We start from the raw sequence: 24072 nt of genomic DNA on the forward strand, positions 1-24072 counted from the left end.
ACGCTCCGGAGCCACCGGGACAAGTTCGGTCATGGCGACTGCCGGCAAGACGCTGCCGCACATCGCCGCACAGTGCGCGGCCCCCATCGAACCACGCAGACCATGGCCCTGGTCGCCACAGCAATCGGGCTGGGCCGGCATGGCGTGCTGGCCATGATCGGCAGGATGGGCGACGGATGACACGGGCGCACCCTGATGCGCGTCGCCCATCATTCCACCGGGCATGCCGTGCACCGGTGCCATTGCAAGAATCAGCCACGCCAACCATGCCATCGCCCGAAAGGATGGCATGCGTGCGACATGGCGTAGAGAGCGGTTCACCGGCACAGCATAAAGTCCGTGCCGGCGAGCCTCAACTCTGGACGGGGGTCCATCGGTGTCGTGGCGGGTGGCCACCACGGTTCGTCCGACGCCCCGGCGAGCTACTTGCTGTAGCCCATGTGCAGCGTGATCTTGTCGCCGGCCTTCAGATTCGCCACCGAAGCCGGCGGGAAGTGCACGCGCAGCGACATGCCTTCCGAGTTCACCTCGACCATGCCGGTCTTGGTATCGACCGAACTCACGGTAGCCGGCATCTTGTGCATGCTGCCGTTGCTTTCGCGATGCATCTTGTGTTGCATCGTTCCCATGTGGCCCATGCTGCTGGAGGCCGGAGCCGGCGTCATGCTGCCGGTATCCTGGGCGCTGGCTGCAGTGGCGGCCATGCAAAGGCCGAACGCGGCCGTTGCGATGATGATTTTCGGCGAGAACGTCATGGTAATTCTCCGCACTGGGGGACGGCCGGAGCCGCATGTCCGGCCGGTTGCAACGCTGCAACAGGCGGAGCCTGCACCGGTCGATGTGCAGGAAAGGTTACGCAGTGCGGCGTGGGGGTGCCGCGCGGCCTTTATACTGGGCACCCCGCCCGCCGTGACCGCCATGAATTACCGCCACGCCTATCACGCCGGCAATTTCGCCGATGTCCTGAAACACACCGTACTGCTCGCGCTGATCGAGGCGATGCAGGCCAAGCCCACGCCGTTCTGCTACATCGACACCCACGCCGGCAGCGGCAACTATCCGCTGGACGGCTTCGAAGCGCGCAAGACCGGCGAGCACAAGGACGGCATCGCGCGCCTGCATCCGGCCGAGAAAGTGCCGCCGCTGCTGCAACGCTGGCGCACCGGCATCCTCAAGAGCGAAGACAACGAGCAGGGCCTGAAGCACTATCCCGGCTCGCCGCTGCAGGTGGCCCGCCTGCTGCGTCCGGACGACAGCGCGCAGTTGTGCGAACTGCACACCGAGGAAGCATCCAAACTGCGCGACCTGTTCCGTGGCAATCCGCAGGTGCACGTGCATCAGCGCGACGGCTACGAGGCGCTGAAGGCGCTGCTTCCGCCGAAGGAGAAGCGCGGCCTGGTGCTGATCGACCCGCCGTACGAGGCACAGGACGCCGAGTACAAGTTGATCGAGCAGGCGCTGAAGTCGGCCCTGCTGCGCTGGCCCACCGGCGTCTATGCCGTGTGGTATCCGATCAAGCTGCGCAGCCAGGTGCAGCCGTTCCTGCGCAAGCTGCAGCACAGCGGGGTGAAGCGCATCCTGCGCGCCGAGCTGCTGGTGCATCCGGACGATTCGCCGCTGCGCCTCAACGGCTCGGGCATGGTGATCCTCAACGCGCCGTGGAACCTCGACGACACCCTGCGCGAACCGCTGCGCGTGCTGGCCAGCCTGCTGTCGCAGGATCGCCCGGCCGAATGGAAGCTGGACTGGCTGCTGGACGAAGCCGGCAGCCAGCTGAACACGCCCAGCCCGCTACCCGCCTCGCGACTACCGCGGCCGCCGGGTCGCCGCTAAGCTCGACGCACCAGCCAGCGTTCCTCCAGGAGCACGACCATGCGCATCCGCCTCGCCTTCATGCTGACCCGCCTCGCCGTGCCGGCCGCCCTGTTGATGCTGGCTGCCTGCGCACCGGCACCGATCTACAAGACCACCGGTGCCGCGGTCACCGCCGCGCCGTTCCAGGTGGCGCAATCACCGGAGAACTTCAGCAACAGCGAGGTGATCTGGGGCGGACGCATCGTGCAGGTCAAGGTGTTCAGCGACCACAGCGAGATCGAACTGCTGGCCTATCCGCTGGATGCCTCGCAGCGGCCGAAGGCGAACGACAGCGGCAACGGCCGCTTCATCGCCGTGATGCCCGGCTACGTGGAACCGCTGGACTACCCGTCCGGCGCGCTGATGACGGTCGACGGCAAGCTCAACGGCAGCCGCGCCGGCAAGGTCGGCGAAGCCGACTACGTGTTCCCGCTGGTGACGGTGGCGCAGTCGCACGTGTGGACCGCAGACGAGATGAATAAGGGCCGCAACAACGTCCGCTTCGGCGTGGGCCTGGGCGTCGGCATCCGCTGACCGGCGTGCGCAATATCCTGCGTGACCGCTAAACTCCCCGACCTCATTCTCAGGGACTGAAGCCGCATGTCATCCGGTCACGCCAACCCGATCAAGGCCATCCTGCTCGCGCTGGGCGCCAACTTCGCCATCTTCGTGGCCAAGCTGTTCGCCGCCTTCGTCACCGGTTCCGGCGCGATGATGGCCGAGGCCGTGCACTCGCTGGCCGACTGCGGCAACCAGGGCCTGCTGCTGCTCGGCATCCGCCAGGCCAAGCGCCCGCCGTCCGACGAATTCCCGCTGGGCTGGGGCCGCGCGCTGTACTTCTGGTCGTTCCTCGTCGCCATCCTGCTGTTCAGCGTGGGCGGCATGTTCTCGATCTACGAGGGCGTGCACAAGCTCACCCATCCCGAACCGCTCAAGTGGCCATGGCTGGCGATGGGCGTGCTCATTTTCGGCATCGTCGTCGAAGGCATCTCGATGCGCGGCTGCCTGCAGGAAGTGAACAAGGCCCGCGGCGACCAGAACCTGTGGACATGGTTCCGCCAGACCCGCTCCAGCGAACTGCTGGTGATCTTCGGCGAAGACCTGGCCGCCCTCGTCGGCCTGTGCCTGGCCGCGATCGCCGTGGGCGCCACCATGCTCACCGGCAACCTGATGTTCGACGCCGCCGGCACCATCGCGATCGGCGTGCTGCTGATCGTGGTAGCGGTGCTGGTGGCGATCGAGGTAAAGGCCCTGCTGATCGGTCAGGGTGTCGAACCGCGCCGCCGCGAGGAGCTGCTGGCCTTCCTCGACAACCGCCCCGAAGTCGCCGAAGTGCTCAACCTGATCACCCTGCAGATGGGCCCGGACGTGATGGTGGCGGTGAAGGCGCGCATGCAGCCCACCGCCGGCAACCACCATCTGATCGAAGCGATCAACACCGTCGAGGCCGCCATGAAAGCCGAGTTCGGCGACGTGCGCTGGAGCTTTTTCGAGCCGGACAATGCGGATTGACCGGTAACGGTTGAACGCGCGAGCCCACGCTACAATTCCCACCTCCATCCCGCCTGGCTCTCTCGTTCATCCCATGCGCAATCCCCTGCAAGAACAGCTGCTCAAGGCCGGCCTGGTCAACAAGACCAAGGCCGCGCAGGTCGTGCGCGAGCAGGCGAAGAAACACAAGGGCAAGGGACCGGCGGCGCCGAGTGCCGAGCAGGTGGAGGCACAGCGCCTGCAGGCGGAGAAGGCCGAGCGCGATCGCGCGCTGGCCGCCGAGCGCAATGCGCAGGCGCGGACCCACGAGGCGCGCGCGCAGGTGCGGCAGATCGTCGAGGCGCACAAGGTGAAGCGCGAGGGCGAGATCGCCTATCGCTTTACCGACGGCGACAAGATCAGGGACGTGCTGGTGAACGAGGCGCTGCGTGCGCAGCTGGCCAGCGGCACGCTGGTGATCGTGCGTCACGACCAGGGCTACGAGCTGCTGCCGCGGGTCGCGGCCGACAAGGTGTACGAGCGCGACGCGGCGATGATCGTGCTCGACCACGGCCGCGCCGAAGCCGGCAGCGGCAACGACGCGGACGATGAGTACTACAAGCAGTTCCAGGTGCCGGACGACCTGGTCTGGTAACGCGTCAGCGCTTCAGTTCCAGAAGATCCCAGCCATTGCCGTACAGGTCCTCGAACACCGCCACCGTGCCGTAGGCCTCGTGGCGCGGCTCCTCGCGGAAGCGCACGCCTTCGGCGCGCATGCGCTGCCAGTCGCGCTGGAAGTCGTCGGTGTGGAGCAGCAGGAACACGCGACCGCCGGTCTGGTTGCCGATGCGCGAAGCCTGCTCGTCGCCTTTCGCCTTGGCCAGCAGCAAACGGGTTTCGCGTGAGCCGGGCGGCGCCAGCAGCACCCAGCGCTTGCCGCCGCCCAGGTCGGTGTCTTCGATTAGATCGAAACCGAGCGCGCGGGTGTACCAGGCGATCGCCTCGTCGTAGTCGGCGACCAGGAGCGCCAGGGCGCCGAGGTGCTGTTTCATTTCTTTCCTGCCTTGAGCGTCGGCAGCGGGCCCAGTTCGGCCTGCAGTTTTTTCGTCAGCTTCGCGCGGATCAGCGTGTACGCGTCGAGGATGAACGCCTCCAGTTCCGTGGTGGCGAAACGCTGCGGTTCGGTGATCGAGATCCAGTGCGCGCGCGCCAGATACGGCGCAGGGATGATGCCGGGCTGGTCGGTGAGTTCGAGGAAGCGGTCGTCGGCCACCTTGAACGACAACCGCCCGCCTTCACTGCCGTCCGACGGCATCACCGCGAACATCTTGCCGCCGACGCTGAACACCATGTCGACGCCCCATTTGGTATCACGGGTGACGCCGGACCAGTGGCCGCACAGCGCGTCCAGTTGCGCCGCGGTGAGACCGTTTGCCGGTTTGCGGGTCATGCCGTGCTCCGAGGAAGTCCAGCCTCGCATTGTGCGGGGTGGTGTCTTTCCTGTCTGCCATGCCCGTATTACCCCGTGCCGCAACATGGGCCGACCGATCACAGCGATGGCTCCATGCCTATGCGGCAGCTCACCGCAGGGCCCGTCATTGCAAATTCATGTTGCGTTGCACACAATACGCAAAAGTATGGAACTGCCATGATTCCTGCCATCGATTTCTCTGCCCCGTCCCGTTACGCCTCGTTGCCGCCACGCAGCAGCGAGCGCTTTGCGCGCCCCAAGGTGGCGCCGTCGTCGCACGGCGAGCAGGTGCGTACCCAGGACGGCCGCGAGCTGGTGTTGCGCGCGATCGAGCCGGGCGATGTGGCCGCGATGCAGCGCTGCTTCACCCGGCTGTCGCCGGAGGACATCCGCCGCCGCTTCCTGCATGCGATGTCCGAGCTGCCCGCGCCGATGGCGCAGCGGTTGTGCCGCATCGACCCCGCGCTGGAGACCGCCTATGTGCTGATGGACGAATCCATCAAGCCGATCGAGATGCGCGGCGTGGGCCGGATCTTCGTCGACGAGGCCACCGACAGCGCCGAATTTTCGGTACTGGTCGAGCAGGACTGGAGCCGGCTCGGCCTCGGCGCGCTGCTGATGCAACGGCTGGTCGACGACTGCCGCCGCCGCGGCCTCGCCGAACTGTGGGGCTATGTACTGCAGGAGAACCGGCCGATGCTGCAGCTGTGCAAGGAACTGGGCTTCACTCAGCGGGCGATGCCGGACGAACCGGGCACGGCACAGATCACGTTGAAGCTGTAAGACCGCAACGGCGGGTGGGGCCTGTCGGAGCCATCGCGTTACACTTGCCCGCTTTCCCCGGCGCGGCTCGATGGCGGCGCCTTGAACATGCGTCCCCATGACCAGTCCGATCAAGCACCCGCCCCTGCCGACCACTTCCAAGCAACGCCGCTACTGGACGCCGCCACACGGTTCCGCCCGGGCGCTGCTGCTTGCCGAAGCGGCGCGCACGCACGAGGGCCTGCTGGTGGTGGTGGCGCGCGACACCCAGCGCGCGCAGGCGCTGGAGTCCGAGTTGAAGATCTTCGCCGGCGGCCTGCCGGTGCTGCATTTCCCGGACTGGGAAACCCTGCCCTACGACGCATTCAGCCCGCACCCGGAGATCGTCTCGCAGCGCATCGCCACGCTGTACCAGCTGCCGAACGTGAAGCGCGGCGTGCTGGTGGTGCCGGTGGCCACGCTGATGCAGCGGATCGCCCCGCGCTCGCACATCACCGGCTCCGGGCTGGTGCTGGCGAAGGGCCAGAAGCTCGACCTCGCCGGCGAACAGCGCCGGCTGGAAGCGTCCGGCTACCGCCACGTGCCGCAGGTGGCCGAGCCGGGCGACTTCGCCGTGCGCGGCGCACTGCTCGATATCTTCCCGATGGGTACGGCCGAGCCGTACCGCATCGAGCTGTTCGACGACGAAGTGGAGTCGATCCGCAGCTTCGATCCGGAAACCCAGCGCTCGCAGCAACAGGTGGACCGGGTCGAACTGCTGCCCGCGCGCGAGTTTCCGCTCACCGACGAAGCAGCGAAGGAGTTCCGCGGCAACCTGCGCGAGCGCTTCCCGATCGACGTGCGCCGCTGCCCGCTGTACCAGGACATGAAGGAAGGCGTCACGCCCGGCGGCATCGAGTACTACCTGCCACTTTTTTTCCAGCAAACCGCCACGCTGTTCGACTACCTCGCCGACGATGCGCTGTTCGTGCTCGGCGAAGGCGCCAGCGAAGCGGCCGACCAGTTCTGGGCGCAGACCGCCGAACGCTACGACCAGCGCGCGCACGACATCGAGCGCCCGGTGTTGCCACCGGCCGAACTCTATCTGCCGCCGGAACAGTTGCGCGAGCGGCTCAACAAGCGGCTGCGCGTGGAAGTGGTCGATCCTGGCCACGAGCACGCCGTCGACACCGGCACCCAGCCGGCGCCGGAGCTGCCACTGAACCGCAAGGGCGAGGAACCGGGCACGTCGCTGCGGCATTTCCTGGTCAGTTACCCGGGCCGGGTGTTGATCGCCGCGGATTCGGCGGGGCGGCGCGAGGCGCTGATCGAGACGCTGGCCGGCGCCGGAATGAAACCGGACAACGTGGACGGCTGGACGTCCTTCCTTGCTGAAGAGGCACAACGTTTCGCGATCACCATCGCCGGGCTGGAGCAGGGCTTCGCGCTGACCACGCCCGCGCTCACCGTGCTCACCGAGCGCGAGCTGTACGGCGAGCGGGTGCGCAGCGAGCGCGACCGCAAGCGCCGCCGCGGCACCGCGCGCGACCCCGAAGCGATCATCCGCGACCTCACCGAGCTCACTCCCGGTGCGCCGATCGTGCACGTCGATCACGGCGTGGGCCGCTACCAGGGCCTGGTCTCGATGGACGTGGGCGGCATGGACGGCGAGTTCCTCACCATCGAGTACGCCAAGGGCGACAAGCTGTACGTGCCGGTGGCGCAGCTCGGCCTGGTCAGCCGCTACTCCGGCACCGCGCCGGAACTGGCGCCGCTGCATTCGCTGGGCGGCGATGCGTGGGAACGCGCGCGCCGCAAGGCCGCCGAGAAAGTGCGCGACGTCGCCGCCGAGCTGCTGGCGATCTACGCGCAGCGCCAGGCCCGTGGCGGCGAATCGCTGCCGATCGACCGCCAATTGGTGGAGGAATTCGGCAGCACCTTCCCGTTCGAGGAAACTCCCGATCAGGAAAGCGCGATCGAGGCGGTGCTGAACGACCTTGCCGCGCCGCGCGCGATGGACCGGGTGATCTGCGGCGACGTCGGCTTCGGCAAGACCGAAGTCGCGCTGCGCGCCGCGTTCGCCACCGCCACCGCCGGCAAGCAGGTCGCCGTGCTGGTGCCGACCACCCTGCTCGCCCAGCAGCACTACCGCAACTTCGCCGACCGCTTCGCCGATTGGCCGGTACGCGTGGACGTGCTGTCGCGCTTCAAGTCCACCAAGGAAGTGAACGACGCGCTGAAGCGCCTGGCCGACGGCCAGATCGACGTGATCGTGGGCACCCACAAGCTGCTGCAGCCGGACATCAAGTTCAAGAATCTCGGCCTGGTCATCGTCGACGAGGAGCAGCGCTTCGGCGTGCGCCAGAAGGAGCAGCTGAAGAAGCTGCGCGCCGAGGTCGACCTGCTGACGATGACCGCCACACCGATCCCGCGCACGCTGAACATGGCGATGGCCGGCCTGCGCGACCTGTCGCTGATCGCCACGCCGCCGGCGCACCGCACCGCCGTGCGCACCTTCATCTCGGCGTGGGACCCGGCGACGATCCGCGAGGCGCTGCAGCGCGAGCTGTCGCGCGGCGGCCAGGTGTACTTCCTGCACAACGAGGTGCAGAGCATCGAGCGCACCGTGCGCGAACTCGAAGAGCTGGTGCCCGACGCGCGCATCCGCATCGCCCACGGCCAGATGCCCGAGCGCGAACTGGAAGGCGTGATGGCGGACTTCCACCGCCAGCGCTTCAACGTGCTGGTGTGCACCACCATCATCGAAACCGGCATCGACATCCCCACCGCCAACACCATCATCATCGACCGCGCCGACCGCTTCGGCCTGGCCCAGCTGCACCAGTTGCGCGGCCGCGTCGGGCGTTCGCACCACCGCGCGTATGCGTACCTGGTGGTGCCCGACCGCCGTTCGATCACCGCCGATGCGCAGAAGCGGCTGGAGGCGCTGGCTTCGCTGGAAGAACTCGGCGCCGGTTTCACCCTGGCCACGCACGACCTGGAAATCCGCGGCGCCGGCGAGCTGCTCGGCGACGAGCAGTCCGGCCAGATCCAGGAAATCGGTTTCGGCTTGTACACCGAGCTGCTCGATCGCGCGGTGCGCGCGCTGAAGTCGGGCAAGGTGCCGGACTTCGACTTGAGCTCCGAGCACGAAACCGAGGTCGAGCTGCACCTGCCTGCGCTGATCCCCGACGACTACCTGCCCGACGTGCACCACCGCCTCACCTTGTACAAGCGCATCGCCAGCGCCCGCCACGAGGACGATCTGCGCGACCTGCAGGTGGAGATGATCGACCGCTTCGGCCTGCTGCCCGGTCCCACCAAGCAACTGTTCGCCGTGGCCAGCCTGAAACTGATGGCCACCCCGCTCGGCATCCGCAAGCTCGACTTCGGCGCGAACGGCGGCCGCATCGTGTTCCGCGAGAAGCCCGAGGTGAACCCGATGACCATCATCCAGCTGATCCAGCGCCAGCCGCGCGTGTACAAGCTGGATGGCCAGGACAAGCTGAAGGTGATCCTCGACCTGCCCGGCGCCAGCGAGCGCATCCGCAGCGCGCAGGAACTGCTGGTGACACTGGGCGCACGCCGGCCTGCGTGACTTCGGCACCGCCGCTCCCGCGGCTTGCCTGCCCCCGGCAATCGGCCTAGCATCGCGGCCGTGCGACGGGGGCGCGCATCCATCCTGAATCGGTCCGTCGATGCCGGCCATCCCTTGCCCGGCTGGAGAGTGATGCCATGGTCGCCGTTCCTGAAAGCCGTCGTCCCGGTGCCCTGCAACGCCTGTACCGGTGGGCGGCCATCGTCGCCGCGCTGGTGGTGTTCGCCGGCTTCGCGCAAACCTATTATCTGAAGGCCTGGTTCGGCACGCCCACGCTGCCCACGCTGGTGCATGTGCACGGCCTGGTGATGAGCACGTGGTTCGTCGTGTTCGCGACCCAGGTCTGGCTGGTCGAATCGCATCGCATCCGCCTGCACCGGCGGCTCGGCCTGTTCGGCGCCGCGCTGGTGGTGCTGATCCCGATCCTCGGCATCGCCACCGCGATCGAAGGAGCGCGGCGCCATGCCGGGCCGCCGGGGATTCCGCCGCTGATCTTCCTCAGCGTGCCTATCTTCGACATCCTGGTATTCGCCGGCATCGCCGGCAGCGGGCTGCTGCTGCGCCGGCGCAGCGACTTCCATCGGCGGCTGATGCTGCTGGCCACGCTCGGCATCCTCACGGCAGCGATCGCCCGGCTGCCGCTGGACTTCATCCGCCACGGAGGACCGCTCGTGTTCTTCGGCCTTGCCGACCTGCTCATCCTCGCCTGCATCGCCATCGACACGATCCGGCAGCGCCGCCTGCATCCGGCGTTCGGCTGGGGAGCCGCCGTGATCATCGTGTCGCAACCGCTGCGCCTGTGGCTGGCCGGCACCCCGGCCTGGATGGCTTTTGCGGGCTGGCTGGTCGGCTGAGCGGCTTCGCACCGGCAGGACGATCGTCACCGGCCGTCGATACCCCTGCTCCGCACCATGCGCCCCGATACCGCCACGGATGACCCGCCGCGTCCGGATTGAACCACTTCGGCCGCCCCATGCCGGATGCCGGCCGCCTGGGGTGCCCGCCAACGGCGCGTGACCTGGCTGTGCGGCGTGCGCCGTGGCACTGGCACGACCCGTGCTTGACACAGGGACAAAAGATGATGCACGTTCGGGTGTTGTCGCCCGCTCCATGGCAGGTCACGGAGTGGGAATCCGGCGGGCAAGGAGACAGGCGGCGCCCTGGAACATCCCGGGCGTGATGCCGCGGAGCGGTCGGTACACGCACCATCTACCTGCAGTCCTGCACGATGCTCGCACAGCGGGGAGAGGCAAATGGAGAGGCTGGTCACCATGCCGACATCGATCCGCTCAAGGCGATCATGGTGCGGCTTCGTGCTGGGCCTGTTCTGGTTCGGGCTGGGCGTGGCCCACGCCGCCACGCCGCTGAACGGCGCCTGGCGCGAGGCGCACGCCGGCGACACGCCGCAATCCGTGCTGCACGAATACCATGCCGGCCTGCTGAAGAGCTTCGATCCATCCCTGCTGCAGCGCTTCCCGCAGAACAGCACCGGCAGCTGGGTGGTGATCACGCCGCAGCCGCCCTGGGACAATACGGCGCGGGTGCTGACGATCTACCCGCCCACACTGGGCACGGTCACCGTGTTCGGCGGCGACCAGCCGGAGACGCTGGCGCTGGACGACTTCAGTGCATCGACCCACGGCCACGGCCGGCTGGCCTGGCAACTGCCCGCCAGCATGGCCGCCTCGGCGCCGATCCTGCTGAAGTTCGAACCGTCGCAGACGCTGAGCGCACCGGTACGCTTCCACCTGGAATCCTGGAACGAGTACATCCGCGCCGACGCGCAGTGGCTGGTCTTCGCCAGCGCCTGCTTCGCGGTGATGCTGGCGATGGTGCTGATGGCGCTGTGCTTTGCACTGATGCTGCGCGACGTCACCTACGCCTGGTATGCCGGCTACATCCTCTGCTACGCGCTGATCCAGGGCATCCAGACCGGCTTCGTGTTCCATCCGATGGAGTGGGAGTTGCTGTCGGGCACGGCCTTGCTGGCCGGCTCCGCCGCCGTGGCGCTGTCGGTCGCGTTCGCCTCGCTGTTCATGATGCGGTTCTGCGAACTGCAGAGTTACGCGCCGCTGCTGCGGGTGCCGATCATGGCGCTGGCGGTGGGCATGATCCAGCTGGTGCTGATGCGCAGCAGCCGGATCCCGTTGCTGGTCGAGGTGGCGCAGATCCTGCTCAACCCCTTGCTGATGATCGGCGCTGCCTTGCTGCTGGTAGCGGCCATCGTCGCCGCGGCGCGCGGTTCGCGCCAGGCATGGTTCTTCCTGGCCGGATGGACGCCGCTGCTGCTGCTTACGGCGCTGACCAGCGCCCAGGTCGGCGGCGCACTGCCGCAGTTGGACTGGCTCAACGACGCCAGCCTGGCCGGCGGTGCGTTCGAGGCGGTCGTGCTGTCGATCGGCCTGGCCGATCGTGCGCTCAGGCTGCGCCACGACCGCGACATCGTGCGGGTGCTGGCCGACCACGACGCGCTCACCAACGTGCTCAACCGCCGCGCCTGGACCGAGCGCGCCAGCGCCCTGCTGTCCAGCGGGCCGCCGCGGCCGATCGCGCTGCTGTTCCTCGACCTGGATCATTTCAAGCTGCTGAACGATCGCCAGGGCCACAACGCCGGCGACCGCGCACTGGTCGCCGTGGCCAAGGCGCTGGCCACCGAGCTGCGACCCGCCGACCTGCTCGGCCGCTACGGCGGCGAGGAGTTCGTCGCCCTGCTCGACGGCATCCCGGCGCAGCAGGCCTTGCAGGTGGCGACCCGCCTGTGCCGGCGCGTGCATCGGCTGGAAATACCCGTCAGCGAGGATTCGCTGCTGCTCAGCGTCAGCATCGGCGTCGCCGCACGCCGGGAAGGCGACGACGTGGAGTCACTGGTCGACCGCGCCGACCAGGCCATGTACGACGCCAAGCTGGGCGGCCGCAACCGGGTCTCGCTGCACGTCGGCAGCGTGCAGGCGCCGGCTGGTCCGCGCCTGCACGTGGTGGAAACGCGCGAGCGTTGAGCGCCGCCGTCAGCGCTTCGCCAGTGCCTGCGCCGCCGCCACGACCTCGGCCTCGCCCGGCAGCACCAGCAGCGCCGCCCCGGCCAGCGGGGTGAAGGTGTCGGCGCCGACCACCCGCTGCATCGGCGTGGCGCCGCAGCCGCCTTCGACGATCGCGGTGATCACGCCCTCGCCCACGCCGGCGCTCTTGCGGCCCTCGTCCAGCACCAGGATGCGTTTGGCGCTCTTCGCCTGCGCCGCGATGAAGGCATCGTTGAGCGGCGCCAGCCAGCGCAGGTCGACCACGCGCACCTGCCAGCCCAGTTCCTTCTCGATCGTGCGCGCGGCGCGCAGCGCCATCGGCACGCCGTTGCCAAAGGTGAAAACCACGAGGTCGTTCGCCGCTTCGTTGTAGATGCGGCCCTCGCCCAGCGTCATCGCCTGGTCCGGCGCCGGATAGTCGAACTGCCACTGGCCGTCGCCGGCTTCGTACAGGTCCTTGGTCATGTACAGCGCGATCGGCTCGAGGAATGCGCAGACGCGGCCGTCCACTTTCGCCAGCGCCATCAGCGTGCGCAGCATCATCGCGGCGTCGTCGCCACGGCTGGGGCAACCCACCACCAGGCCGGGGATGTCGCGCAGCGCGGTGATCGAGTTGTCGTTGTGGAAATGGCCGCCGAAGCCCTTCTGGTAACCCAGCGAGGCCACCCGCATCACCATCGGGTTGCGGTACTGCCCGTTGGAGAAGAACTGCAGCGAGGCCGCCTCGCCGCGGATCTGGTCGCAGGCATTGTGGAAGTACGCCAGGTACTGGATCTCCGGCAGCGGCAGCATGCCCATGTTCGCGTAGCCCTGGGCAAGGCCCAGGATCATCGTTTCGTCCAGCAGCGTGTTGAACACGCGGCTGCCCTTGAAGGTCTTGTTGAGGCCCTTGGTGACGGTGTACACGCCGCCCTTCTGCGCCACGTCCTCGCCGAACAGCAGCGCCTCGGGATACTTCGCCAGCAGGTCGTGCAGGGCCTGCCCGATCTGGATCGCCAGGTGCCGCGGCGGCAGTTTCTCCGGCAGCTTCGCCTCGCCGCCGAACACGGCCAGGCGCTTCTCCGCATAGTCGGCACGCGTGGCCTCGGCTTTCACCGCAGTCGGCGTGTACGGCGCCAGCGGCTTCATCACGTCTTCCAGCGAGGTCAGCCGATGGCGCGAGTCCGCATCCTCGGCGGCGGCGAAGCAACGCTTGCGGGTGGTCTCGTACAGGTTCAGCAACGCATCCTTCGAGTACAAGCCGGACTCCAGCGCGATGCCGGCCGAGCGCAGCAGCGGATCGGACGCCTCCACCGCGAACAGCTCCTCGATCGAGCGCCACTCGATCTCGAAGTCGGTGCCGGCGTGGCCCATCACGCGGGTGGTCTTGAGGTGCAGGAAGGTCGGCCGGCGCGTGCTGCGGCAATGTTCCACCGCGCGCTGCACCTGAGCATAGCCTTCGGCCAGGTCGAGGCCGTCGGCGAAGAAATAATCCAGGTTGGAACGATGCTGGTAGTTGTTCGCGATCCAGCCGCTCGGCGTCTTCACCGAGATGCCGATGCCGTTGTCCTCGCACACGAACAGCACCGGCGCCGGCAGCTTCTGGTACGCCGTCCACGCCGCGGTGTTGAACGCGGTCTGTGCGGTGGCGTGGTTGCTGGAGGCGTCGCCGAACGAGCAGATCGTGATGCTGTCGTCGGGAATCGGCAGCTGGTGGCCGATGCGGCGCGCCTGCTCGATCGCCACGGCGGTGCCCAGCGCCTTGGGCAGGTGCGAGGCGATCGTCGAGGTCTGCGGCAGCACCCACAACGGCTTGCTGCCCCACACCTTGTGGCGGCCGCCGGAAGCCGGGTCGTCCTTGCTGGCGGCGAAGCTCAGCGCCGAATCCATCACCGGGTCCATGCCCGGGATCTTGCGGAAGCGCTCGGCCATGAAGCCGCCGGAGCGGTAGTGCAGGAACGCCGGATCGGTATGCCGGGCCAGCCGCGCCACCATCGCATTGCCCTCGTGGCCGCTGGAACCGATCGTGTAGAACACCTTGTTCTGCACGCGCAGCACGCGCGCCATCAGGTCGAGGTGGCGCGAGATCAGCTGCGATTCCAGCAGCTCGCGGAAACCGCGTGCATCCAGCGCACTGCCCGGCAACACGGCCTCGTCGTCGCGCGGCGCAGCGCACGCCTCACCTTGCCAGAGCTGCACGAACTCGATGAAGTTCTGGTCGACGACCTCGGCACGGTTGAAGCCTTTGTGGCGAGCGCTGATGGTGAACGGTAGGGACATGGCGGTTATCGGCAAGGTAGGGGGATGTTTTATGCAGGAGGTCAGGAGTGCATCGGGCTGTGGCCCGGCTGTGCCTGTACGCGATGGAGCCAGGCGCGGATGTTCGGGAACACGGACAGATCGAACCCGCCGTCGCCGGCGCAGTGGGTATACGCGTACAGCGCGATGTCGGCGATGCCATAGCTGTCGCCCACGAACCACTCGCGCCCGGCCAGGTGTTGCTCCATCACCGTCAGCACCTGCGCGCCTTTCTGCAGCAGCGCGGGCACCTCGGCCTGGCGTGGATGATCGACCGGCAGCCAGCCGCGGATGAAGCGCGCCACCGCGATGCACGGCTCGTGGCTGTACTGCTCGAAGAACAGCCACTGCAGCGTCTGCGCGCGCAGCCAGCGATCGTCCGGCAGCAACGGCGTACCTTCGGCGAGGTAACAGAGAATCGCGTCGGATTCGGCCAGCCGGCGGCCGTCGTCCAGCTCCAGCAGCGGCACCTTGCCGTTCGGGTTCTTCGCCAGGTAATCCGGCGTGCGTGTCTCGCCATGCGCGCTGTCCACGTCGACCCAGCGGTAGTCGCGACCCAACTGGTCCAGCAGCAGTTGCAGCTTGTAGCAGTTGCCGGAGGCACGCATGCCGTAGATCGTGATCATTGCCGTTCCTCGCTCAAGCGCCTCAACAGTGCCGCACGCTGCAGGTCCTTGGGGCGCCCGAAACTTTCCAGCACGCGGATCTGCTCAGCCGCCGCGGGAATCGGGACCGCGAGACCGCCTGCGTCCAGCGTGACCACCCGGTCGACCCGCACCGGTTCCCAGCCGCGCTCGCCGCAGAGTTCGAGGCCACCCATGACTTCCACCGGCAACCCGGGGAAACGGAAGCGGGCGAAACACGAGCGGAAGCGCTCTTCGCCGCGCGGCACATAGGTGTCATCGCGCCGTGCCTGCCAATGCCGGATCAGGGCCTCCGCATCGCGCACGCTGGTCAGCACATCGAGATCGGCCACCACCACCTCGGCGCCCGCCAGGCGTGCCGCGGCGCTGCCGATCACCATCCACGGATCGCGGCAGTGGCGGTGCAGCTCCGGCACCGCCGAGGCGAGTACCTCGCGCAATGCGGTCTCCGGAATGGCATGGACGCTCGCGTTCATGCTGGCGTGCGGCATCGGCGCCATTGCTCGCGGGTCTGGCCCCAGATTTCGATCGGATCGTCCTCGTACGGTGCGGGCAGCTTGCCCGGACCACGGCAGCTCGAACCGAGTCGCTGCGCCAGCGCCTGCGAAGCGTGGTTGTCGGGATGGATCGAATGGATCATCTCGCTCCAGCCCAACTGGTCGAAGGTCCAGTCGATCGCCGCAACACAGCCTTCCCGCGCATAGCCCTTGCCCCAGGCGCCGCGTGCCAGACCCCAGCCGATCTCGGTACCCGGCCACCCCTCGGGACGCCAGGGGCCGAGCCGGCCGATCCAGCGACCGCTGCTTCTCTCGATCACCGAGAACATCGAGAAGCCCTGGATCATCCAGGCGCCCGCGGAAGCCAAAAAGCTGCGCCAGGCCACCGCGCGCACCTGCCGGCCGCCGATGAACCGCGCGGCTTCGGCATCGGCCATCATCTCCGCATAGGCATCGAAATCCTCCGCCCGCGGCGGACGCAGGATCAGTCGATCGGTTTCGATGCGCAGCGAATCGAAGTCCATGCGCGCCACACTCCGCTCAGAATGCGTTGATGCCGGTCAGCTCGCGGCCGACAACCAGTTCGTGCACCGTCTCGGTGCCTTCATAGGTGATCACCGATTCCAGGTTCAGCGCATGCCGGATCGCACCGTGTTCGGTGGTGATGCCGGCGCCGCCGAGGATGTCGCGACACTGGCGCGCAATGTCGATCGCCATGCGGCAGTTGTTCCACTTCGCCAGCGAGACCTGGGTCGGCTGCATCTTGCCCGCATCCTTCAGCCGGCCGAGCTGCAGCGAGAGTAGCTGCGCGGTGGTGATGCGGCGGGCCATATCGGCCATCTTCAGCTGCACCGCCTGGTTGGAGGCGAGCGGGCGGCCGAACAGGATGCGCTCCTTCGTGTAGTCGAGCACTTCCTTGAGGCAGGCCTGCGCCGCGCCGATCGGCCCCCAGGTGATGCCGTAGCGCGCCTGGGTCAGGCAGCCCAGCGGGCCCTTCAGGCCCTTCACGTTCGGCAGCCGCGCGCTGTCCGGCACGCGCACGTTGTCGAAGAACAGCGCGCTGGTGACCGAAGCGCGCAGGCTCATCTTCTTGTGGATTTCCTGCGCCTTGAAGCCGGCCGTGTCGGTCGGCACCACGAAGCCCTGGATGCCGTCCTCGGTCTGCGCCCACACGATCGCGATGTGCGCGAGGTTGCCGTTGGTGATCCACATCTTGGCGCCGTTGATGACCCAGTCGCCGCCGTCCTTCTTCGCATGCGTCTTCATGTTGGCCGGATCGGAGCCGCCGTGCGGCTCGGTCAGGCCGAAGCAGCCGATCACCTCGCCGGCCGACATCTGCGGCAGGTAATGCTTCTTCTGCTCCTCGCTGCCGTAGGCGTAGATCGGGTACATGCACAGCGAGCTCTGCACCGAGGCGAAGCTGCGCAGGCCCGAGTCGCCGCGCTCCAGCTCCTGGCAGATCAGGCCGTAGCTCACGCCGTTCATGCCGGCGCCGCCATAGGTCTCGGGAATCGTGGCGCCGAGCAGGCCGAGCGCGGCGATCTCCGGGATCAGCTCCTTCGGGAAACGCGCCTGGTCGAAACAGTCGCCGATGATCGGCAGCACGCGCTCGTCGACGAAGCGGCCGACGGTGTCCTGCACCATGCGTTCCTCGTCGGTGAGCAGCGAACGGACATCGTACAGATCGAGCGGATTCAGACTGACAGCCATGGGAGCTCCGGAGGGGGGGGCGCGTAAAAACCGGTATTGTAGCGCGGCCCACGATGACCCTACGACTCCCGCCCCCACGCCACGTTCCCTGACGAAAACCCATGTTCAAAGGTGTACTGCTCGGTTTCGCGGCATTTGCCGCCTACGCCATCAGCGACGCGTTCGTGAAATCGCTGCGCGGCTCGCTGCCGGCCTACGAGGCGGTATTCTTCGGCGCCGTGCTGGGCCTGAGCGCCCTGCCCTTCATCCGCAAGCGCGACGACCGCTGGCGCGATGTGCTGGTCGCGCAGCGCCAGGGGCTGTGGCTGGTGCGCGCGCTCGCCAGTGCGGTGGGCAGCACGGCGGCGGTGGTCGCCTTCACCGCGCTGCCGATGGCCGAGGCGTTCGCGTTGATCTTCCTGCTGCCGATCTTCGTCACCATCCTGTCGGTGCTGGTGCTCGGGGAGCACGTGGGCTGGCGCCGCTGGTCGGCGGTGGTGGCCGGTTTCATCGGCGTGCTGGTGGTGCTGCGGCCGGGCTTCCGGGCGCTTGGCGTCGGCCATCTGGCGGCGATCGTCTGCGGCCTTTCCGGCGCCGTCTCGATGATCGCCCTGCGCCTGTCCGGCTCGCACGAAAAGCGCGTCACCCTGTACGGCGCCGGCGTGGTCGGCTCGATCCTGCTCACCGGCGTGCTGATGCTGCCGGCCTTCGTCTGGCCGTCCCTGCACCAATGGCTGCTCCTGCTCGGCTACGGCCTGCTGGCCGCGCTCGCCTCGGTGCTGCTGATGCTGGCCACCCAGAAGGCGCCCGCCAACCACGTCGCGCCCACCCAGTACAGTCAGATGCTGTGGGCCGTCCTGCTCGGCTACGTGCTGTTCCACGACCGCCTGGACTGGCCGATGGCGATCGGCATCGCGATCATCCTCGGCGCCGGCCTGTTCACCTTCGTGCGCGAGGAGCAGGTCACGCAATGGTGGAAACGCATGCGCATGCTCTGACGGCAAGCCGGCACGACCCGGCCGGCGCGATCCGCTGCCACAACGGGACACGCGCATGTTTCGCCGCCCGCCGAAACATGTGCCGGCGGACCAGGCCCATCATGGCTGCATCGCCCACCCACGAAGGCAGCAGGCATGTCGGCATTACTGGCACTCGGACTGGTCTCCGCCCTTTCCGCAAGCACCATCCACCTGCCCGTCGCGCACGACCCCGGGCAGCAGCTCGCGCTGCACTGCGTGACTCCGGCGCAGGCGAACGGCCAAGGTGTGCTGTTCGTGCACGGCGCCAGCTTCCCGACCATGCTGGCGTTCGGTTTCGAATTCGCGCCGGGGGATTCATGGATGGACTTCATGGCGCGGCAGGGTTTTCTCGCCTGTGGCCTGGACTTCGTCGGCTTTGGCGCATCCAGCCGCCCGGTGGCCATGACACACGCGGCCGCAGACGCCGCACCGGTGACCCGCGCCGCGGAAGCCGCGCGGGAAATCGCCTTGGCCATCGACTACCTGCGCAAGACGCGCGGGATGGGCCGCGTCCACTTGGTCGCGCATTCCTGGGGCACCGTTCCGGCCGCCACGTTCGCCGCGAAACATTCCGGCGCGCTGGCCTCGCTCACCCTGTTCGGCCCGGTCGTGCCGAAGCCGGGCGAGCCGGCCGACCCCGTGCACGAAGCGTGGTGGACGATCAGTGCCGAGGCACGCTATCAACAACTGCGCTTCAAGCATGTCCTGCCGCCGGAACTGACCCTGCTGGAACCGGCCGTCGCGCGACGCTGGGCCAGCGAATTCGACGCGTCGGCGCCGCACGTGACAGGCGACCCGCCGGGCGAGCTGCGCATTCCCGCCGGCCCCGCGGCGGACATCGACGCCGTGGCATCCGGCGGAAGCTATCCGTACGACCCGGCGGCCGTCAGGGTTCCGGTCTTCGTGGTGTACGGCGACTACGACACGGTGACGGACGACGCGGGCGCCACGGCGTTCCTGGCGAAGTTCAGCGCCAGCCCGCTCACGTGGCGCATGCGCATCGGCCACGGCAGCCACGTGATGCACCTGGAGCGCAACCGCCACTCCCTGTACCGGAGCGTGGACGCATTTATCCACGCGGCGCAGGACATGCAGCCATGATTGCGGTGATCTTCGAACTCGTGCCAGCCGAAGGACGCGGCCAGGACTACCTGGACATCGCCGCCGACCTGCGCCCGCTGCTCGATGGCATCGACGGTTTCCTCTCGATCGAGCGCTTCCGGAGCCTCTCGACCCCGGGGAAAATCCTCTCGCTGTCGTTCTGGCGCGACGAGGAAGCGGTGGCGAGCTGGCGCCGGACCGAAGCGCACCGCATCGCCCAGGGCCAGGGCCGCGCCGGCATCTTCAGCGACTATCGGCTGCGCGTGGCCTGCGTCGACCGCGACTACGGCATGCGTGAGCGCGAACAGGCACCCGCGGACAGCCGCGCGTTCCACGCCTGAAGCCGCCGTCAGCGTCGACGCGCATGCGCCAGTTCGCGCAGGCGCGTGGCGCAGCGCGCGAGCTCGGTGCGCAACGCCGCCGGCGCGTGTATCTCGAAGCCGAACGGCAGGCCGGCGAGCTGGCGCGCGAACCAAGCCAGATCGTCGGCGCCGGTGCGCAGCAGGACGCCGCCGGGCACCGGTTCGAGCAGGCCGAACGCCAACGAGAACGCCTTGCGCGCCGTCGGCAGATCCGCGTGCAGCAGCACCTCGATCGCGTGGGCGTGCGGTATCGTGGCGATGCTCCGCTGCAGCTGGTCCAGTGCGTCGAAACCGGACGGCCGACGGAACGGTCGATCGAGCAGGCGCACCTCGCCGACCCGGTCCAGCCGGAACGAACGCAGGCCGTGGCGCAAGTGGCACATGCCCACCGCGTACCAGGCGCCCGCCCGCCAGGCCAGGCCGTACGGGTCGAACTCGCGCTCGGTGTGGGCGCCCGCGGCGGAGTCGTAGCCCATGGACACGCGCCGCTGCGCCTGCGCCGCACCGGTCAACGTGATCAACGCGGCATTGCTGCCGGGCGTGCCCGAAGCCGGCAGCAAATCGACCTTGACCGTATCGGCGATCGCGCGCACGTGGCGCTTCAGGCCATCGGGCATGACCCGCGCCAGTTTCGCCTGCACGCTTTCCACCGCCGGCGCCGCCTCGGCCAGGCCCAGTCCGCGCGCCGCCACCATGCCCACCGACAGCGCCACCGCCTCGTCGTTGGTGAACATCATCGGCGGCAGCCTGAAGCCGGCGACCAGCATGTAGGCACCGTGGCGGCCGCGCTCGGTGGTGAGCGGGATGCCGAGGTCCTCCAGCATCACGATGTAGCGCCGCAGCGTGCGCACGTCGACGCCGACCCGGCGCGCCAGTTCGGGGCCGCTCATGCGGCCGTGGCTCTGCAGCAGGTCCAGCACCGCCAGCACGCGGGTGGTGGGTTTCGCCATGGCGGCCATGGTAGCGAAAAATCAGGGCGAAATTTGCCCTGTATAGGTTTTAGCGTAGGCCCCGCGCCACCCGGCGCCCAGGCCAGGGATACCCATGAACCACTTCAAACGACTGTTACCCGGCATCGTCGCGGGCATCGCGCTCGCTGCAGTCATGTCGGCACACGGCAGACCCACGAACGAGGCCCCCATGATGGAAAGCGTGCAGCACCTCAAGGACTACCAGGTCGTCGAATTCCGCCGCTACGTCACGGCCGGCGGCGAGCTGGCGCACTTCGTCAAATACTTCGACGCGTATTTCCCGGAAGCCTTCGAACAACTCGGCGCGATGGTGTTCGGCCAGTTCACCGAGCGCGGTCGCCCCAACCGCTTCACCTGGCTGCGCGGCTTCCACGACATCAATGCGCGCCCGATCGTCAACGCGGCGTTCTATTACGGGCCGCTGTGGAAGGAACACCGGATCAAGGTCAACGCGATCCTGCCGGACAGCGACAACGTGATGCTGCTGCGCCCGCTGCATCCGGAACACGGCATCAGCGTGCTGCCGGCGGTGGACCCGGTGACCGAGGAACGCGGCGCGCAGGGCATCGTGGTCGCGCAGATCTTCGCGGTGAAGAAAGGCAGCGAGGAGGACTTCGCGAAACAGGCCGAGGCCGCGTTCGACGCCTACCGCATCGAGGGCGTGCACCCGGCCGGCGTGCTGGTGTCGCTGGATGTGCCGAACAACTTCCCGCAGTTGCCGATCCGCACCGACGGACCGTTCCTGGTCTGGCTGGGCGTGGTCAGGGACGAGGCCACGCTGGACCGCCGGCTCGCGCCGATCCTGGCGTCCGCCGAACGATCGCTGGTGACGGGTGGCCTCCTGCGCGGTGCGCCAGAGCGCGTGGTGATGGACCCGACTCCGCGCTCGCGCCTGCGCTGGCTTGCCGGTGCGGGCGCCGGGGTTTCACCATGAACCACGTCGAGCAACTGTGGCTGTTCTTCGCGCTGGTCTTCGGCATCGTGGTGCTGCCCGGCCTGGACATGGCCTTCGTGCTGGGCAGCACGCTGGCCGGGGGACGCCGCCGCGGCTTCGCCGCGCTGGCCGGCATCGTCGCCGGCGGCGTATGCCATGTCGTGATGACCGCGCTGGGCATCAGCGTGCTGCTGAAGTGGATCCCCGGCGCATTCAACGCGCTGCTGCTGGCCGGCGCGCTGTACATCGCCTGGATCGGCCTCTCGCTGATGCGCAGCGACGCTGCGCCGGCGATGCGGCCGGATGCCCCACGGCGCTCGCACGCGGCGACGTTCCGCCAGGGCATGCTGACCTGCCTGCTCAACCCCAAGGCCTGTCTGTTCATGCTGGCCATCTTTCCGCAGTTCCTGCGCCCGGAGTACGGCCCGATCGCGGCGCAGGCGCTGGTCCTGTGGCTGATCATCGCGCTCAACCAGTTATGCGTTTACGGCGGGCTGGCCTTGATGGCCGACCGCGCCCGCGCATGGCTGCAAGGCAAGCCGGAAGCCGGGATGCTGGCGACCCGTTGCGTGGGCGCCTTGCTGATCGCGGCAGCCATGTTCACCGGCGTCGAGGGATGGCGCGGGGCGTAGCCCTGTGCTCCATTCCCTGCCGGCACCGCGCTCAGCGGTTGCTGACCCCGTGCGGCACGTGCCCGGTCGCCACGTGCTTGCGCGCGGACTCCACGTTCGCCGGTGAATCGTCGAAGAAAATGTCCGCGCCGAACGCGTCGAGGAACGGCCCCTTGTCGCGGCCGCCGAGGAACAGCGCCTCGTCGATGCGCACGCCCCACTTGCGCAGGGTGAGGATCACCCGCTTGTGCGCGGGCGCGGAACGGGCGGTAACCAGGGCGGTGCGGATCGGCGAATCCTCGGCGGGGAACGCGGTCTGCAGGTGATGCAGCGCGGTGAGGAAGCCGCGGAACGGACCGACCGACAACGGCTCGGCGGCGTGCTCGGTCTCGCTGCGATGGAAGGCTTCCAGGCCTTCCTCGCGCGACACGCGTTCGCCCTCGTCGCCGAAGATCACCGCGTCGCCGTCGAACGCGATGCGCAACTGCTCGCCGGCGCGCGGTGGCGCGGTGCTGGGCAGGATGGTCGCCGCGGCCACGCCGGCGGCGAGCGCGCGGCCGACGTCCTCGGCGTTGGCCGAGAGGAACAGGTCGGCCTTGAACGGCGCGATGTAGTCGGAAGTCGGCGCGCCGCTGGTGAACGCGGCGCGGCTGATCTCCAGGCCGTAGTGCTGGATCGCGTTGAAGATGCGCAGGCCGGTGTCGCCGGAGTTGCGCGACAGCAGGATCACCTCGACCGGTGGCACGTCGCCGGCCAGCTTGTTCAGCCCCAGCAGCTTCTGCACCAGCGGGAAGGCCACGCCGGGCTGCAGGATTTCATCCTCGTGCTCGATCTGGAACGAGCGGTAGGCGTCGAGGCCTTCGCGTTCGAACAGCGCATGGCTGTCGCCGAGGTCGAACAACGCGCGCGAGGAAATCGCGACCACCAGCCGGTTGTCGCCGACGGCGGCGGGATCATGGACATCGGGAGACGAAACGGGCGTGTTCACGGGACAGGACGGAAGTTGATCGACCAAAGGTCGTTGCCGGTCAATCTAGCACGCAGCCTGACTCATTCCGCCGCGAACTGCTCGTCGAGGATGCGCTGCTCCAGGTTGTGCTCGGGATCGAACAACAGCCGCACGCCCTGCCCGCCGGACTGGCGGATCGCCACCGTGCGCACGTCGCGCACTTCGTGGAAATCGGCGGTGGCGCTGACCGGGCGCTTGCCGGGGTCGAGCACGCGCAGGATCACTTCGGTGCGGTGTGGCAGGATCGCGCCGCGCCAGCGGCGTGGGCGGAACGGACTGATCGGGGTGAGCGCCAGCACGTTCGCATCCAGCGGCAGGATCGGGCCGTGCGCGGACAGGTTGTAGGCGGTGGAACCGGCCGGGGTGGCCACCATGATGCCGTCGCAGGTCAGGTTCGGCAGCTTCACGGTGCCGTTGAGTTGCACCTCCAGGTGCGCGGCCTGGTTGCTCTGGCGCAGCAGCGAGACTTCGTTGAACGCCAGCGCCGTGTGCTCGTTGCCGGCCGCATCGGTGACCTCCATCTGCAGCGGGAACAGCGACGCCGTGTGCGCACGCGCGATCCGCTCCGGCAGGCCGTCGAGCCTGTGCTTGTTCATCAGGAAGCCGACCCGGCCCAGCTTCATGCCGTAGACCGGCACTTCCAGCGCGCGATACGCATGCAGGGTGCGCAGCATGAAGCCGTCGCCGCCCAGCGCCACGATCAGCTCGGCCTGCTCCGGCGGCACGTCGCCATAGCGCTCCGCCAGCTTGCGCCGCGCCTGCTGGGCGACGCTGATGTCACTGGCGACGAAGGCAAAGCGCATGCGC

24 protein-coding genes are annotated in these 24072 nt (G+C 68.2%); 13 read left to right on the top strand and 11 right to left on the bottom strand.

Annotated features, from left to right (window positions below; all coding sequences use genetic code 11):
* Positions 1 to 422 precede the first annotated feature (422 nt).
* Positions 423 to 755: a hypothetical protein gene (locus tag ABIE04_RS02395; RefSeq protein ID WP_354546981.1), complete on the bottom strand. Its 333-nt coding sequence runs from the start codon at positions 753 to 755 to the stop codon at positions 423 to 425.
* Positions 756 to 918: 163 nt separating this feature from the next.
* Here ABIE04_RS02395 and ABIE04_RS02400 point away from each other — a divergent pair, with 163 nt between their 5' ends.
* From ABIE04_RS02400 to ABIE04_RS02415, 4 genes are all read left to right on the top strand, one after another.
* On the top strand, positions 919 to 1833 hold the full coding sequence (locus ABIE04_RS02400; RefSeq protein WP_354546982.1) for a 23S rRNA (adenine(2030)-N(6))-methyltransferase RlmJ: 915 nt from the start codon (positions 919 to 921) through the stop codon (positions 1831 to 1833).
* A gap of 39 nt (positions 1834 to 1872) precedes the next feature.
* A complete protein-coding gene (locus tag ABIE04_RS02405; RefSeq protein ID WP_354546983.1) occupies positions 1873 to 2388 on the top strand; it encodes a Slp family lipoprotein in 516 nt (171 codons plus the stop codon).
* Positions 2389 to 2454: 66 nt separating this feature from the next.
* Positions 2455 to 3366: a cation diffusion facilitator family transporter gene (locus ABIE04_RS02410; protein ID WP_354546984.1), complete on the top strand. Its 912-nt coding sequence runs from the start codon at positions 2455 to 2457 to the stop codon at positions 3364 to 3366.
* 73 nt (positions 3367 to 3439) lie between these two features.
* Positions 3440 to 3979: a DUF2058 domain-containing protein gene (locus ABIE04_RS02415; RefSeq protein ID WP_354546985.1), complete on the top strand. Its 540-nt coding sequence runs from the start codon at positions 3440 to 3442 to the stop codon at positions 3977 to 3979.
* Positions 3980 to 3983: 4 nt separating this feature from the next.
* Here the strand turns inward: ABIE04_RS02415 and ABIE04_RS02420 are convergent, their stop codons facing one another.
* Together ABIE04_RS02420 and ABIE04_RS02425 are read right to left on the bottom strand one after the other, a co-directional pair.
* Positions 3984 to 4376 (bottom strand): VOC family protein, encoded by a 393-nt coding sequence (locus ABIE04_RS02420; protein WP_354546986.1) that lies wholly within the window; start codon positions 4374 to 4376, stop codon positions 3984 to 3986.
* Entirely contained in the window at positions 4373 to 4774 is a 402-nt protein-coding gene (locus ABIE04_RS02425) for an MmcQ/YjbR family DNA-binding protein (RefSeq protein ID WP_354546987.1), read from the bottom strand. Before ABIE04_RS02425 ends, ABIE04_RS02420 begins: the two co-directional genes overlap by 4 nt.
* A gap of 198 nt (positions 4775 to 4972) precedes the next feature.
* Between ABIE04_RS02425 and ABIE04_RS02430 the strand changes: the two genes are divergently transcribed.
* From ABIE04_RS02430 to ABIE04_RS02445, 4 genes are all read left to right on the top strand, one after another.
* Positions 4973 to 5578 (top strand): GNAT family N-acetyltransferase, encoded by a 606-nt coding sequence (locus tag ABIE04_RS02430; protein WP_354546988.1) that lies wholly within the window; start codon positions 4973 to 4975, stop codon positions 5576 to 5578.
* Positions 5579 to 5675: 97 nt separating this feature from the next.
* Positions 5676 to 9134 (top strand): transcription-repair coupling factor, encoded by a 3459-nt coding sequence (mfd, locus tag ABIE04_RS02435; RefSeq protein ID WP_354546989.1) that lies wholly within the window; start codon positions 5676 to 5678, stop codon positions 9132 to 9134.
* A gap of 137 nt (positions 9135 to 9271) precedes the next feature.
* The gene (locus ABIE04_RS02440; RefSeq protein ID WP_354546990.1) at positions 9272 to 9988 is read left to right on the top strand and encodes a hypothetical protein; all 717 of its coding nucleotides are present in this window, start codon (positions 9272 to 9274) and stop codon (positions 9986 to 9988) included.
* A gap of 399 nt (positions 9989 to 10387) precedes the next feature.
* Positions 10388 to 12130 carry a sensor domain-containing diguanylate cyclase gene (locus ABIE04_RS02445; protein ID WP_354546991.1) on the top strand — a complete coding sequence of 581 codons (1743 nt, stop codon included), beginning with the start codon at positions 10388 to 10390 and terminating at the stop codon, positions 12128 to 12130.
* 9 nt (positions 12131 to 12139) lie between these two features.
* Here the strand turns inward: ABIE04_RS02445 and ABIE04_RS02450 are convergent, their stop codons facing one another.
* The 5 genes from ABIE04_RS02450 to ABIE04_RS02470 are packed head-to-tail and all read right to left on the bottom strand — an operon-like array spanning position 12140 to position 17279.
* Positions 12140 to 14410 (bottom strand): thiamine pyrophosphate-dependent enzyme, encoded by a 2271-nt coding sequence (locus ABIE04_RS02450; RefSeq protein WP_354546992.1) that lies wholly within the window; start codon positions 14408 to 14410, stop codon positions 12140 to 12142.
* Between the two features lie 41 nt (positions 14411 to 14451).
* Positions 14452 to 15054, bottom strand: a complete 603-nt coding sequence (locus ABIE04_RS02455; protein WP_354546993.1) for a glutathione S-transferase family protein — start codon at positions 15052 to 15054, stop codon at positions 14452 to 14454.
* Entirely contained in the window at positions 15051 to 15548 is a 498-nt protein-coding gene (locus ABIE04_RS02460) for a hypothetical protein (protein WP_354546994.1), read from the bottom strand. Before ABIE04_RS02460 ends, ABIE04_RS02455 begins: the two co-directional genes overlap by 4 nt.
* Positions 15545 to 16093, bottom strand: coding sequence for a GNAT family N-acetyltransferase (locus ABIE04_RS02465; protein ID WP_354546995.1), 549 nt, complete (start codon positions 16091 to 16093; stop codon positions 15545 to 15547). The genes ABIE04_RS02460 and ABIE04_RS02465 overlap by 4 nt, the downstream gene beginning before the upstream one ends.
* A gap of 16 nt (positions 16094 to 16109) precedes the next feature.
* A complete protein-coding gene (locus tag ABIE04_RS02470) occupies positions 16110 to 17279 on the bottom strand; it encodes an acyl-CoA dehydrogenase family protein (protein ID WP_354546996.1) in 1170 nt (389 codons plus the stop codon).
* Between the two features lie 101 nt (positions 17280 to 17380).
* Here ABIE04_RS02470 and ABIE04_RS02475 point away from each other — a divergent pair, with 101 nt between their 5' ends.
* The 3 genes from ABIE04_RS02475 to ABIE04_RS02485 all read left to right on the top strand — a co-directional run bounded on the left by ABIE04_RS02475 (position 17381) and on the right by ABIE04_RS02485 (position 19719).
* Positions 17381 to 18256, top strand: coding sequence for a DMT family transporter (locus tag ABIE04_RS02475; RefSeq protein WP_354546997.1), 876 nt, complete (start codon positions 17381 to 17383; stop codon positions 18254 to 18256).
* A gap of 135 nt (positions 18257 to 18391) precedes the next feature.
* Entirely contained in the window at positions 18392 to 19378 is a 987-nt protein-coding gene (locus ABIE04_RS02480; protein ID WP_354546998.1) for an alpha/beta hydrolase, read from the top strand.
* Positions 19375 to 19719, top strand: coding sequence for an antibiotic biosynthesis monooxygenase family protein (locus ABIE04_RS02485; RefSeq protein ID WP_354546999.1), 345 nt, complete (start codon positions 19375 to 19377; stop codon positions 19717 to 19719). The genes ABIE04_RS02480 and ABIE04_RS02485 overlap by 4 nt, the downstream gene beginning before the upstream one ends.
* Positions 19720 to 19727: 8 nt before the next feature.
* Here the strand turns inward: ABIE04_RS02485 and ABIE04_RS02490 are convergent, their stop codons facing one another.
* Positions 19728 to 20690, bottom strand: a complete 963-nt coding sequence (locus tag ABIE04_RS02490) for a helix-turn-helix transcriptional regulator (RefSeq protein WP_354547000.1) — start codon at positions 20688 to 20690, stop codon at positions 19728 to 19730.
* A gap of 190 nt (positions 20691 to 20880) precedes the next feature.
* Between ABIE04_RS02490 and ABIE04_RS02495 the strand changes: the two genes are divergently transcribed.
* Both ABIE04_RS02495 and ABIE04_RS02500 read left to right on the top strand, forming a co-directional pair.
* Positions 20881 to 21645 carry an NIPSNAP family protein gene (locus ABIE04_RS02495; protein ID WP_354547001.1) on the top strand — a complete coding sequence of 255 codons (765 nt, stop codon included), beginning with the start codon at positions 20881 to 20883 and terminating at the stop codon, positions 21643 to 21645.
* Positions 21642 to 22277 (top strand): LysE family translocator, encoded by a 636-nt coding sequence (locus ABIE04_RS02500; RefSeq protein WP_354547002.1) that lies wholly within the window; start codon positions 21642 to 21644, stop codon positions 22275 to 22277. Before ABIE04_RS02495 ends, ABIE04_RS02500 begins: the two co-directional genes overlap by 4 nt.
* A 31-nt stretch (positions 22278 to 22308) precedes the next feature.
* On the opposite strand, the gene ABIE04_RS02505 is transcribed toward ABIE04_RS02500, so the two are convergent.
* Both ABIE04_RS02505 and ABIE04_RS02510 read right to left on the bottom strand, forming a co-directional pair.
* A complete protein-coding gene (locus tag ABIE04_RS02505) occupies positions 22309 to 23244 on the bottom strand; it encodes a 5'-nucleotidase (protein ID WP_354547003.1) in 936 nt (311 codons plus the stop codon).
* A 62-nt stretch (positions 23245 to 23306) separates the two neighbouring features.
* Positions 23307 to 24068, bottom strand: a complete 762-nt coding sequence (locus tag ABIE04_RS02510) for an NAD kinase (protein WP_354547004.1) — start codon at positions 24066 to 24068, stop codon at positions 23307 to 23309.
* Positions 24069 to 24072: the final 4 nt, after the last annotated feature.

Source organism: Rhodanobacter soli, from assembly GCF_040548735.1.
In the GTDB taxonomy this organism is placed as follows: Bacteria; Pseudomonadota; Gammaproteobacteria; order Xanthomonadales; family Rhodanobacteraceae; genus Rhodanobacter; species Rhodanobacter soli_A.

Coding starts and splice junctions, on each gene's coding strand:
- ABIE04_RS02395 (WP_354546981.1), bottom strand. CDS start 755: ATGACGTTCTCGCCGAAAATCATCATCGCAACGGCCGCGTTCGGCCTT.
- ABIE04_RS02400 (WP_354546982.1), top strand. CDS start 919: ATGAATTACCGCCACGCCTATCACGCCGGCAATTTCGCCGATGTCCTG.
- ABIE04_RS02405 (WP_354546983.1), top strand. CDS start 1,873: ATGCGCATCCGCCTCGCCTTCATGCTGACCCGCCTCGCCGTGCCGGCC.
- ABIE04_RS02410 (WP_354546984.1), top strand. CDS start 2,455: ATGTCATCCGGTCACGCCAACCCGATCAAGGCCATCCTGCTCGCGCTG.
- ABIE04_RS02415 (WP_354546985.1), top strand. CDS start 3,440: ATGCGCAATCCCCTGCAAGAACAGCTGCTCAAGGCCGGCCTGGTCAAC.
- ABIE04_RS02420 (WP_354546986.1), bottom strand. CDS start 4,376: ATGAAACAGCACCTCGGCGCCCTGGCGCTCCTGGTCGCCGACTACGAC.
- ABIE04_RS02425 (WP_354546987.1), bottom strand. CDS start 4,774: ATGACCCGCAAACCGGCAAACGGTCTCACCGCGGCGCAACTGGACGCG.
- ABIE04_RS02430 (WP_354546988.1), top strand. CDS start 4,973: ATGATTCCTGCCATCGATTTCTCTGCCCCGTCCCGTTACGCCTCGTTG.
- mfd (WP_354546989.1), top strand. CDS start 5,676: ATGACCAGTCCGATCAAGCACCCGCCCCTGCCGACCACTTCCAAGCAA.
- ABIE04_RS02440 (WP_354546990.1), top strand. CDS start 9,272: ATGGTCGCCGTTCCTGAAAGCCGTCGTCCCGGTGCCCTGCAACGCCTG.
- ABIE04_RS02445 (WP_354546991.1), top strand. CDS start 10,388: ATGGAGAGGCTGGTCACCATGCCGACATCGATCCGCTCAAGGCGATCA.
- ABIE04_RS02450 (WP_354546992.1), bottom strand. CDS start 14,410: ATGTCCCTACCGTTCACCATCAGCGCTCGCCACAAAGGCTTCAACCGT.
- ABIE04_RS02455 (WP_354546993.1), bottom strand. CDS start 15,054: ATGATCACGATCTACGGCATGCGTGCCTCCGGCAACTGCTACAAGCTG.
- ABIE04_RS02460 (WP_354546994.1), bottom strand. CDS start 15,548: ATGAACGCGAGCGTCCATGCCATTCCGGAGACCGCATTGCGCGAGGTA.
- ABIE04_RS02465 (WP_354546995.1), bottom strand. CDS start 16,093: ATGGACTTCGATTCGCTGCGCATCGAAACCGATCGACTGATCCTGCGT.
- ABIE04_RS02470 (WP_354546996.1), bottom strand. CDS start 17,279: ATGGCTGTCAGTCTGAATCCGCTCGATCTGTACGATGTCCGTTCGCTG.
- ABIE04_RS02475 (WP_354546997.1), top strand. CDS start 17,381: ATGTTCAAAGGTGTACTGCTCGGTTTCGCGGCATTTGCCGCCTACGCC.
- ABIE04_RS02480 (WP_354546998.1), top strand. CDS start 18,392: ATGTCGGCATTACTGGCACTCGGACTGGTCTCCGCCCTTTCCGCAAGC.
- ABIE04_RS02485 (WP_354546999.1), top strand. CDS start 19,375: ATGATTGCGGTGATCTTCGAACTCGTGCCAGCCGAAGGACGCGGCCAG.
- ABIE04_RS02490 (WP_354547000.1), bottom strand. CDS start 20,690: ATGGCGAAACCCACCACCCGCGTGCTGGCGGTGCTGGACCTGCTGCAG.
- ABIE04_RS02495 (WP_354547001.1), top strand. CDS start 20,881: ATGATGGAAAGCGTGCAGCACCTCAAGGACTACCAGGTCGTCGAATTC.
- ABIE04_RS02500 (WP_354547002.1), top strand. CDS start 21,642: ATGAACCACGTCGAGCAACTGTGGCTGTTCTTCGCGCTGGTCTTCGGC.
- ABIE04_RS02510 (WP_354547004.1), bottom strand. CDS start 24,068: ATGCGCTTTGCCTTCGTCGCCAGTGACATCAGCGTCGCCCAGCAGGCG.